The 8,005-nt window shown below is 34.2% G+C and carries 8 protein-coding genes; 5 read left to right on the top strand and 3 right to left on the bottom strand.

Annotated elements, in window-relative coordinates; all coding sequences use genetic code 11:
* Positions 1-265: 265 nt before the first annotated feature.
* Complete coding sequence (locus tag C7R92_RS31805) at positions 266-457, bottom strand: hypothetical protein (protein ID WP_106836889.1); 192 nt, start codon at positions 455-457, stop codon at positions 266-268.
* A 242-nt stretch (positions 458-699) separates the two neighbouring features.
* Between C7R92_RS31805 and C7R92_RS31800 the strand changes: the two genes are divergently transcribed.
* Positions 700-1,794, top strand: coding sequence for a C39 family peptidase (locus C7R92_RS31800; RefSeq protein ID WP_106836888.1), 1,095 nt, complete (start codon positions 700-702; stop codon positions 1,792-1,794).
* Between the two features lie 59 nt (positions 1,795-1,853).
* Positions 1,854-2,159 carry a hypothetical protein gene (locus tag C7R92_RS31795; RefSeq protein ID WP_106836887.1) on the top strand — a complete coding sequence of 102 codons (306 nt, stop codon included), beginning with the start codon at positions 1,854-1,856 and terminating at the stop codon, positions 2,157-2,159.
* Between the two features lie 94 nt (positions 2,160-2,253).
* On the opposite strand, the gene C7R92_RS31790 is transcribed toward C7R92_RS31795, so the two are convergent.
* Positions 2,254-3,318: a GIY-YIG nuclease family protein gene (locus tag C7R92_RS31790; protein WP_106836886.1), complete on the bottom strand. Its 1,065-nt coding sequence runs from the start codon at positions 3,316-3,318 to the stop codon at positions 2,254-2,256.
* A 556-nt stretch (positions 3,319-3,874) separates the two neighbouring features.
* Positions 3,875-4,900, bottom strand: coding sequence for a hypothetical protein (locus tag C7R92_RS31785; RefSeq protein WP_106836885.1), 1,026 nt, complete (start codon positions 4,898-4,900; stop codon positions 3,875-3,877).
* 150 nt (positions 4,901-5,050) lie between these two features.
* Between C7R92_RS31785 and C7R92_RS31780 the strand changes: the two genes are divergently transcribed.
* From C7R92_RS31780 to C7R92_RS31765, 3 genes are all read left to right on the top strand, one after another.
* Complete coding sequence (locus C7R92_RS31780; RefSeq protein WP_106836884.1) at positions 5,051-6,391, top strand: DUF3238 domain-containing protein; 1,341 nt, start codon at positions 5,051-5,053, stop codon at positions 6,389-6,391.
* Positions 6,392-7,187: 796 nt separating this feature from the next.
* Positions 7,188-7,466 (top strand): hypothetical protein, encoded by a 279-nt coding sequence (locus tag C7R92_RS31770; RefSeq protein WP_146147650.1) that lies wholly within the window; start codon positions 7,188-7,190, stop codon positions 7,464-7,466.
* A gap of 168 nt (positions 7,467-7,634) precedes the next feature.
* Positions 7,635-8,003 carry a hypothetical protein gene (locus C7R92_RS31765; protein ID WP_146147649.1) on the top strand — a complete coding sequence of 123 codons (369 nt, stop codon included), beginning with the start codon at positions 7,635-7,637 and terminating at the stop codon, positions 8,001-8,003.
* The last annotated feature ends 2 nt before the right edge of the window (positions 8,004-8,005 follow it).

Genomic DNA, 8,005 nt, shown 5'->3' with positions numbered 1-8,005 from the left:
ACAAAAGATTTTACAGTCTCGTGTTGACAGTCCAAGGTATATTGTATCTATTTGTACTCCTGATAATATCCCTAGTCCCAAACAAATATAGGCCATTCCTACATATCCCACAAAATTGCTACCAGAAAAAATATTATAGACTAGCTCTCTCATACAAACCCTCCCTAGTTATTACCTTAAAGGAGGACTATGGATATGACAATATATTTATTTCAGTAGACAAACACATTTATAAACTATCAAAAGACACATTAATATCAAATTTTCATCCTCTTACATACAGCGCTTTTGCTGCTTCTACTGTCCTTTTATGCCCTTCAGGGCAATTAGTAAACTTAATATAACCAGCAATTCCATTTTTGTTTTTTTCTGTTATTGCTGTTGCTGTCCCATCTTCATTAAAAGTAATGTGATACGTGTTATTTGTAAGTTTTAGTACTATTGACTCCCTATTCATAAAACCTCGCCTCCGCAAGTCAAGTATAACTTATTCTTATTTAGTGAATGCAGTTATTATTCACATGCACTACTTACAATCAAAAAAAACCGTTTACTTCACTTTGATAAGCACTTTTTCGATAACTAATGGAAACTTCCATATTTATACAATATATTACATAAATTAATACAAAATCATAAATATTGACAATATTCTAACTCAGCAATACAATGTAATAAATTTACACAGGAGGTATAAACATGTTTAAGAGAGTAGTATCACTTTTATTTGTAATAGCACTTATCCTTGTGCAAACACCTTCAATTACAGAAGCAAAAAGTAACAAGGTAACTGAAAAGATTGTAGATAAGGTAGCGAAAGACTATTTGAAAAAACTAAAAACCGATTTAAAATTCAATGACAAAACAGACGTTTTTACATTCTATGACCTTGATGATAACGAATTAGGCTATTATTATCAGTTTGAAAAAGGAGACAAGAGCTTCTTTATGTTGCTTTCGTCAAACACTGAATATTCACTTCTCTTTTCAGCAGGAAGCGGAAAGCCTAGTATCAAAAGTGTTGATAAAGGAGGCAAGTACTATTACTTAGGAAATATTACACTTTATGAGGCAGAAGATGCGTCGAGTGCTCTAAATATGATCAATACCCATTTATCTGAGAAAAGTGCACAACTATCCAAAAAAGATCTGCGTACTAAAAAGAATCCTAAAGCACAAGCGAGATGGGAGTATTACCTTTCTGAAAATGAAACCCCAGCAGTCAAGGCATTATCAGCAGAAGATGAAGACTCTATAAACGGTGTTAGAATATTAAATCAATGGGATGATGATGTTAGTTATCCCGCTAGCTCTTGTGGGCCAACTACCATCGCAACAATATCCGAGTATTGGAGAACTGAAGAAAATAAAAGTTCAATACGTGGACTTAATTACTATGATTCAGAAGCAGATATGATTAACCACGTGTATGATTCTCATGATGGAACGCTCACTGGAATGAGTGTTGCTGGAGTAAGAAGGGCTTTAATAGAACATATGACTGAAAAAGGGTCATATTCTGTAACGACTGATTCTTTTAATAATTTTTCCAAATATAAACGTGAAATTAGAGCTAACAGACCTCTTGCAATAAAATTTGATGATTGGTTTGTTATTGATGATACTTGGGGCGATGATTATGTTTTTGACTATCACTGGACTACTGGTGTAGGATACTTCACCGACGATGTTGACGATCTACTCTATATACATGACAGTGTAGGTGGCGATAGATATGTTGACTATCGTTTTCATGAAGACATTATTACGATGGTATCGGTTAATGTAGAGTAGTTAATCACTTTCTAGGGTAAGTTAAGCGACTTGCCCTAGAAAGAAAGGGGTTATAATCTATGCTAAAAAGAGTTGTAAAATACATCATAATTCTCGTTTTAGTGATTGCTCTAGTCGGTGGTTGTTCTGAATTCTTTGGCACAGTTAATGGACGGGTCGCAGCAAATAAACATGCTATTGAATTTATTCATAAGGAATACAATATTCCAGTTGATCAACTTGAAGCAGGAATTCTTCCTTCCTATAGATACGGCGTACGGCAATATCTCACTAAAATCTACGATACGAAAGAACAAAAGGAATATTCTGTACTTGTTAGAATGCGAAGTAATTTTGATGTTATGGACATTTATGAGGAAAGATAGTTTAAAAATTTCTAATAATTATCCTTAATACATGATGTACCAAATAGCAGTCATTAAATCCATATTGAATATCCTGTACAGTTCTTGTTAAAAGTTAACAAGCCTTACAATTCATATTGTAAGCATGTTCTTTTAGTTCATGAATCCATTGTCTTTCTTTTTCTCGAAGTTCATTCTCTCCACACTCTTCCAAAACAACAAATTCAAAGTTATCTTCACCGTATCGATTCCATGATGCCTGAAGATTGGCATTATGATGAATATTACCTCTCAAATCCGCTCTATGTTGCGCCCAACGCATATGTATATCCTTACTCATGCCCACATATTTCTTTCGGTCTCTTATGCTCTCGATGCAGTAAATACCCGTAATTCGCTCTCGGCCTTCCTCATCTTCAATGACCTCTACAATTGACTCACTATGTACTTTCAATCGTTGATTCTCCTGCTGTAATTTTTCAATCAAACAATCACGATAGTAAACTTTACTGTATTTCGTTTGTTTGATTGATTCCTTCTCCTCTTCCAGAATCCATTTGATCATATTGTCGAGAGTTCTTACTTCACCTTCATTACCTTTCGTCTTATGTTCATCCAACATTTGATTTAACGCCTTGAGTATCTCACAGTACATTTTTTTCTTATATAGTGAACCATTTTTAGTCTTATCGTATTGTCTTCCCTTATACATGTTCAAGCAATCATTAATCATCTGGCGAAGATTATCTGTGGTCGGTACTGCATTTAAAAATGTCTGCTTCAGATTTGCTGGCAAATACTTAACTTCTTTGTTCAGTTCACCTGTCTGCTCAGTCGTAATTGTATCCGCGATATAATACCCCTTTTTACGGATCGCAGGTAATACTTCAGTTGCCAACCACATTTGAAATCTTACTGCATTTTCATTATTAGCCTTCATTGCAAGTAGGTAAAGGAATTGCTCTGGTATGAAATCACCTTTCGCAACTTCTTGCGAAAAACCAAAACTGGCTAGATACTTGTTTACAGTGTTCCATCTCACGTAAACTTTTCCATTTTTAATATCCGTAAATCCCAGTGACTTAGCAGCACTCTCAGTATCAAACTCAAATTGTCCATTTACTTCTCTTACTTTTACTTCAAATACTCCATTAGTAAATATTTCTACTTGCTTCATCATCTATATATCCCATCCTTTATTTTATAATCGAATTGTTGACGGTTATTGCACCGATACCGACAAACGGACATATACGATTGATTTAGTTGTTTCCGCATTATTTAACGTCTGGCGGCACAGATTCCATATTCGATTAGTTGAAAAGGAAGGGATTGTACAGTTGCATACAATCCATGTCTAATAGAGACTGCTAAAAAATGAGCAAACCCTATCCTGATTTATTTTGCGTCCGGTAATCAGTAAAACGGCACTTATTCTGTTGATTTAGTTGTCAAAGAACATAATTGAAAAATAAAAAAAAGCACATCCAAATGATTGAATGTGCTTTAGGTATTCTTCAATATTAAATCATGGTTAATCCAATGTTCGTCACAAAAGTGGGTCTGGAAGACCCACCATATAAATATAATCTATAAAAGGTATGTTCTACCTCCTATATTTAATATATAATTATATACCTTTAACCTTATATATTAATTTTATATATGATAATTGTGCTATATTATATATTGGAGGTATAGCATACCTTTTTATCAAACCAAGTGTTTCTACTGCATCAAAACGGTAGATCCATAGATAGATCGAATTTATCTTGAATGTTATTGAGGAAAATGCTTTCTCCGTATATAGCAACAGCCTTAGCGTATGACATTACTACACGTTTAGGAATAGAGACTTTCTCATTACTAAACGAAATTGGATTATTGACTTTATAAGCGCAGGCTGGCATATTTTTATCGACTGGTAAGCCTAAGATCATCATTTCATGTGTATTAACAATCATTCGATGTTCTTCTAATGTCTTCAATCTAGATTTAACCATATCCGTATCAATTCCAAAATTGCTCTCAAAATCCTTCTGAGCACAGTTCCAAAATCTATCCCCGTTGAATGACTGATACTTTAAATACTGATAAATATAGAAGCCCTCTAACCCAATTCCATCATTACTCATACAGAATAAGAAAGTCTCGATATTTACTTCATGTGTCCCCTTTGCTGTTTCATTGTTAATCTCGTGGATCTCAAATAAGTATCCGTCAGTATAATTTTCTTCTTCATGTTCTTTACATCCATAATAACCTCGAACGGGAAAGTTTACTTTTCTATTTTTCAAATTATCCTTACCTATTGATTCTTTCATATATCCATCTAAATCTGATAGCATTGTGAATTCTAGATTATTAAATGCCTCATAACTATTCCCCACCTTATTACTAAAATGAGGAACAATTGGATAGTCTGAAACTTTCCTAATGTATCCGATTTGCTCAAGAACACCATTTTTCTTTGTAATATAATTCATATTTTTATTGCTTCCACTGACTGTAAGCAGCCGCTTTAATTCATCTTCTGTGTAATCATAATCCCCATTTTGTAAACCAAATTTTGCATATCTCCAAAGGTAACTAATTAGAAATACATAAGCATAAGCAAATGGGATATGCTTACTGCTTCTATTCTTTTCATTCCCTGTCATTGCATTCTTTAATTCCTGAAATATACTATTGGGAAGAAATATTTTTTCACGTTCATCTACATGTAATCGTTCTTCTAATTCGCTTCTTGTGTAAATTAGCATTAATATACCTCCGTTGGATAACTTGATACATTGGTTTATCTACTTGCTAAAATCTCGTTTAAAAAGGTTAAAAATAAATAGATATTTATATGTAAATATGGTATTTTGTAGAAAGTTAAATTTTACATAAAATGTATTGGGAGTGAAAAGATGAAAAAAGTAATACTATCCAGCTTAGTTGCATTAACAACACTATTGGGTCCATTCAATGTGTATGCAGCCGAAAAATTTAACTACGAAGAATTTATTAATGATGTAAAAATTGACTCTGATGAAAACCAAATAACAATTAAGTGGAGCGAAGTGCCAGATGCAGTAGCATATAGGGTCTATCATGGAGACTCAGAAGTATATAACGGGACCAATGACTCATTCGTTCATGATGATTTAGAATCCGGAAAACCATACAATTACACTTTAATGGCCGTTAATTCTGACGAAGAAGTCATTGCCAAAATTACTTTAGGTACAAAAACAATTAATCCAAAGAAGAAAACCCTAAGAAGTAATGATTCATCAAATGATTTCCTTGTTAATGATGTCAATGTTGCTACTATTTCAAATGGTGAATTTATTAGATTTGATTGGAATAATGTTCCGGATGTAGAAGAATTCGAAGTTATTAAAAATGGGACCGTTGTAGACAAAATTAGCGAAAGTGAATTCAGTGATGAAGTGGATGGAGGTAAAGAAAAGGTTGTCTATGAATTTCGAGGAAAGATTCCTGTAAACAAGCAGGAAAGGGAAATTCGACTATCAAAAATAGAAAAAAATATTAGTGAGCAAGGAGATGCATCTCTCAAAACTGAAGATCTTTTATATGATTACGTATCAATCATTAAAGTAGTTGATAAGAAAAAATTAAAATCTTTAGCGAATTTATCGAATAATGAAGTGGATAATGTAAAAATACGGTATACAACGTTTATTGGTGACAAATATGTAGAAAACCCAGTTCCATATGCACTTCGGCTAACTGGTGAAGACTGGGAGGAGGAGGTCGAATACTTTGGTGGCGATAATAGAGACTTTGCTGTATCCCATTCTAGATTTCGCACTCAAGTAAATATCGAAGCCGATTTTACAGACGAACTCCTTGACATTGATAAAGATGTAAATAAAACTACAATGTATGATAAGAATAAAAACTTGCTAAGCACCGCAAGGGCTAGTAGTAGTGGAATCAAGTTGAACAAAAATGTTGTAAACCAAGATGAGATGGATTTTAGATTAAATCATTCGGTTGGAATTCCTTACCTGGAAGATTCTTTTGAATTCACTCCACCTGAAATCGATTATAGAATGGATGGAGAAATATTTAGAGAAGATGGATCCTACCGATTTGATGGATGGCATGATGGGGCACCAAGTCATGAACTTTACATTTCATTTGATAATGGTCCTTATGAAGAAGTGTTTACACACGACCTCTATGATTTCTTTTACTTGTTTGAGGTAACCCCAAAACATTATTTCGATATCTCCAATTAACAGACGAATTAGGAGCCAATTGGCTCCTAGTTTGTTTGTTTCAAAATACATTTTAAAAGGGGGAAATAAAGGTGAACAAACTGTTATCAGCCCTGTTGACTGCAATTTTTTATTGTGTATTTTTGGCTTCTATAGAATATACTCCAATGAATATACGAGAAGAGAATACATATTATTTTTCATATTTTAGCTTACTGCTTATATATCTAATGTACTCGGTTCCGATTTTGATAATCGTCGGAATCCCTTTCTCAATGTTAATTGAAAAAATTGAAAACAGAATTACATTTAAATCCCCCATCAGAAGATATTCTTTTAATATCAGCCTATATCTCCTAGCGGGTATAATTGTAGCACTATTTTTCGCTTTACTATCAAGAGGAAACATTATAATGAAACTAATCGATATTGAAGGTTTTTTAATTTATATCATTCCTTCACTTATTTACTACCATCTTTTACTTTTGAACAAAATGTGGATTAGAAAATTTAGACACTAAATAAATGCACCAACGGTTTTCCCTGAACGGTGACCATCCTATGGGTCACAGTTCATATAGCACCCACGGGTGCTTTTTCTTTTACTCCATTCCTGGCTATGCTGACTTACCACCAGCTGTAGTTCATTCCCACACTCCTGGGCAACCGCGACCGTATCGGCTACCTCACGCCGAAGGAAGTGGGGTATATATCCAAAAAGTAACAGGAAATGACTTCCTTTTGCCGAATTGTGTAGATGAAGGGAGATGAAACCAGGAAAGCATATCTAGCTATTGTGCCTCCAGATGGAGGGGAAATGGATTACCAGATTGAAACTGATCTTATTACGATTCCTAAATCTGGGGAGTATCTGTATTTATCAGAACATATCGAAACTGGATTGAGAGCGTTTCTAGTAAGGAATGTATTTCATCAAGGGAAGATGGTTAAGGAAGGTAAGGCAACTATTGAATCAATCATACTAGAAGTTGAATTTATTGAACATCCATTACAGTCGGAGAGTCATAAGCAGAGCGTTGAGATGTATAAAGCAAGAGGCTATAAAGTAAAAGAAGCTCTTGCCACAGCATATTGATTAAAGAGCAAAGCACCTCGCGGTGCTTTTTCTTCAGATGAAATTACAGGAGGGCTAGTCATTAATATTAAGTCTGACGTGTGTAATAAGTATGACAGGTTAATAAATGACGAGGTAGCAGCCGTACTGCAATTCCACGATGAATTCGTTATCAACGGGCTAAAAGGTATGATAATTCCAGATAAGGTTAAACAAATGCTTGGTGTTTCCCCAGAAGTCGAAGTGACAATGTATGATGTTGCTAAGAAATCGATTGATGTCCAGCCTAAAATACGATTCATTTATTTGATGAGTCTTTTTGAAGGATTTATAAAGGAGTACATTTGCAATCGAACCATGACCGATATTGATAAATATAGGTCAGTAGTAAATGCGTATGATTCTGATTGGGATCTAAACCATAAAGCTCTAGGAGCAAGAAGTAGTTTGAATCTCAACTATGCCCTCTATCTCTTGGACAATTTGTTCGGGGTCAAGGTAAGCGATAGATTTTCTGATATAACATATGAGATTGGTGCTTTCGGATTAACCCCTTGAAT

Source organism: Brevibacillus porteri (assembly GCF_003013475.1).
Classification (GTDB): domain Bacteria; phylum Bacillota; class Bacilli; order Brevibacillales; family Brevibacillaceae; genus Brevibacillus; species Brevibacillus porteri.
The sequence above is the reverse complement of the archived record's forward strand: the minus strand, read 5'-3'. Positions and strand labels throughout refer to the sequence as shown.